Origin of the sequence: Sedimenticola hydrogenitrophicus (assembly GCF_029017505.1) — a bacterium.
GTDB lineage: Bacteria > Pseudomonadota > Gammaproteobacteria > Chromatiales > Chromatiaceae > Sedimenticola > Sedimenticola hydrogenitrophicus_A.
This window is the reverse complement of sequence record NZ_JAQGEI010000080.1, coordinates 1-2,177: the sequence shown is the minus strand read 5'-3', so window position 1 is coordinate 2,177 and position 2,177 is coordinate 1. Positions and strand designations below refer to the sequence as shown.

The window sequence follows — 2,177 nt, the reverse complement described above, 5'->3', positions numbered from 1 at the left end:
GTAAGCGCCCAAGAATCAGCCCCCTTGCGCAGGCCTTCCCGAGTTCACAACATTCCAAGGAAATAACGCCTCCAACTTCTCGACCGTATCCGCTGCCGCTATGTGCTTGATCACATGATGCATGTAATCGTAAGGCTCCAACCCGTTGGCCTTCGCCGTCTCGATCAGGCTGAAGCAGGTGGCGCTGGCTTTGGCACCACGTGAGGTATCAGCAAATAACCAAGCCCGCCGTCCAACTGCGAAGGGTCGGATGGCGTTTTCCGCCATGGCATTGCTGATGCGCAGCCGGCCATCTTCGCAATAGCCGATCAGCAGTTCCCATTGGTTCAGCGTGTAGTTGATGGCCTTCCAGGTCAGACTGTCTTTCGGTACCCGGCGCTGGTTGGCTTCCATCCATGCCTTCAAGTCATCGAGAACCGGTTCTGCCAGCGCTTGGCGCTTCGCGGTTTTTTGCTCGGGGTCGAGGTCGTCGATCCGTTTCTCAATCGCATAGAGCTTGCGGATTTTACCAATGGCGACATCTGCCTTGCTGACCTTGGCGCCCTTCTTTTTCACGGGTGTGGCCTTGCTGGCTTCGACGAACTTGCGCCGTGCATGATCCCAGCAGCCGATCCGGGTGAGCGAGTTCTCCCGACAGACCCGGTTGTAGCCGACATAACCATCGGTTTGCAATACGCCCTCAAAGCCATCGAGCAGGCGTAGCGGCACCTCCTCGCTGCGAGAGGGATCGTATTCGAACAGCACCACCGGCTGGTTCGGCGGACCACCCCGGATCAACCACATCCATTTGTCCGAAGTCGCTAGTTTTCCGTCTTCCTTGAGTACCTGCAATCGGGTTTCGTCTGCCTGCAGGTAATCACCACTCAATTGCTGTTCCCGCAGCAGGTTGATCAGCGGCCTGAAAACGTCATCCAACCGGATAATCCAGTTGGCCATGCTGGTGCGGCTGATGTTGCCGCCATAGCGTGCCAGCATCTTCTCCAGTCGGTACAGCGGCAATCCATCGGCGTACTTGGAGACCAGGATGTAGGTCAGCAGTTGTACGCTGGCGATGCATTTGCCCAGCGGGTGTGCCACTCGGGCGGCGGCCTTGATGCGCTGCCCACCATAGGCATCATCAAAGACGGCCTTCTCCTGCCAGTATTCAATGATCTGGGCCTTGGCCGGGACGATATCGAGCTCTTCCTTCACCTTGGTGAAGAAGGTCTTGCTGGCACCGGCCTTCTCTTCTTCGCTCAATGGGAGATGGACCTGGATCCGGGGCAGTTTGTCGGAGAAGCCTTCGCGTTTCTTGCGAGACGCCTTTTTGGCGGGTTCTTCGTCGGCTAACTGGGCTTCGAGTTCGCTCAGGGAGACTTCCAGTTCCGCTTCGTCGAAGAGGTCGCCCTGGAAGGGGAGCTTTTCGCTTTTGGCGCCGAAGCGCCGGATCTGGGCCAAGCGTAGTGCCTCTTCCATTAGCCGCAGCTGTTTCTCTTGCTCCGCAATCAGATGATCCCGATCAGCGATGCAGTGCTCCTGATCAGCGAGAAGGCGGTCTTTTTGCTCGATGATACGCAGCAGTTCCCGCACATCAGGCGTCGATGTAACTATCGGTTTTTCTGCTGTTTTCTTGGCATCCCGCATGGGGCTTATTGTACCAGAACAGGCACTGCCAAGCATCAGAACGAGGCTTCGTAATACAGCTTTTTGTGCCCCTTGAGCAGACTGATATCGTAGCCGTCGAGTAGCCAGTTGATCTGCTGTCCACTCAGCGGCAGGATCTCGTCATCCGGCTGCGGCCAGCGAAATTTCTCCTCAGCCAGGCTCTTGTAGTAGAGCACGAAGCCGTTGTCCTCCCAGAACAGGCATTTGATCTTGTTCCGCTGGCGGTTGGTGAAGGCATACAGCCCGCCATCGAACGGGTTATGCCCCAGCTCCTGCTCGACTATGGCGGCGAGGCCGCGAAAGCTTTTTCTAAAATCCACCGGTTCCCGGTACAGGTAGATGTTTGGCATGTTGTTGGCGGGCCGGAAACTGCGGTTCACGCCAGGCGCCCCAGCAGTTGCTGCACCAGCGCAATATTGCCCTGCGAAATGCCGCGCAGTTCCAGGCCGCTGGGCAGAACGAGGGTGAGCTCTGTGGCCGGTTCCGGCGCTGATAGGGTGACCGGAATAAAATCCGATGCCCGTTTCCGCTCT

General features: G+C 57.3%; 2 protein-coding genes. Both read right to left on the bottom strand.

Features of this window, described 5'->3' with window-relative positions; all coding sequences use genetic code 11:
* Positions 1-15: 15 nt before the first annotated feature.
* Complete coding sequence (gene tnpC, locus O9K64_RS23260; RefSeq protein WP_275100507.1) at positions 16-1,623, bottom strand: IS66 family transposase; 1,608 nt, start codon at positions 1,621-1,623, stop codon at positions 16-18.
* Positions 1,624-1,658: 35 nt separating this feature from the next.
* A complete protein-coding gene (gene tnpB / locus O9K64_RS23255) occupies positions 1,659-2,024 on the bottom strand; it encodes an IS66 family insertion sequence element accessory protein TnpB (RefSeq protein WP_275100506.1) in 366 nt (121 codons plus the stop codon).
* Positions 2,025-2,177 lie beyond the last annotated feature (153 nt).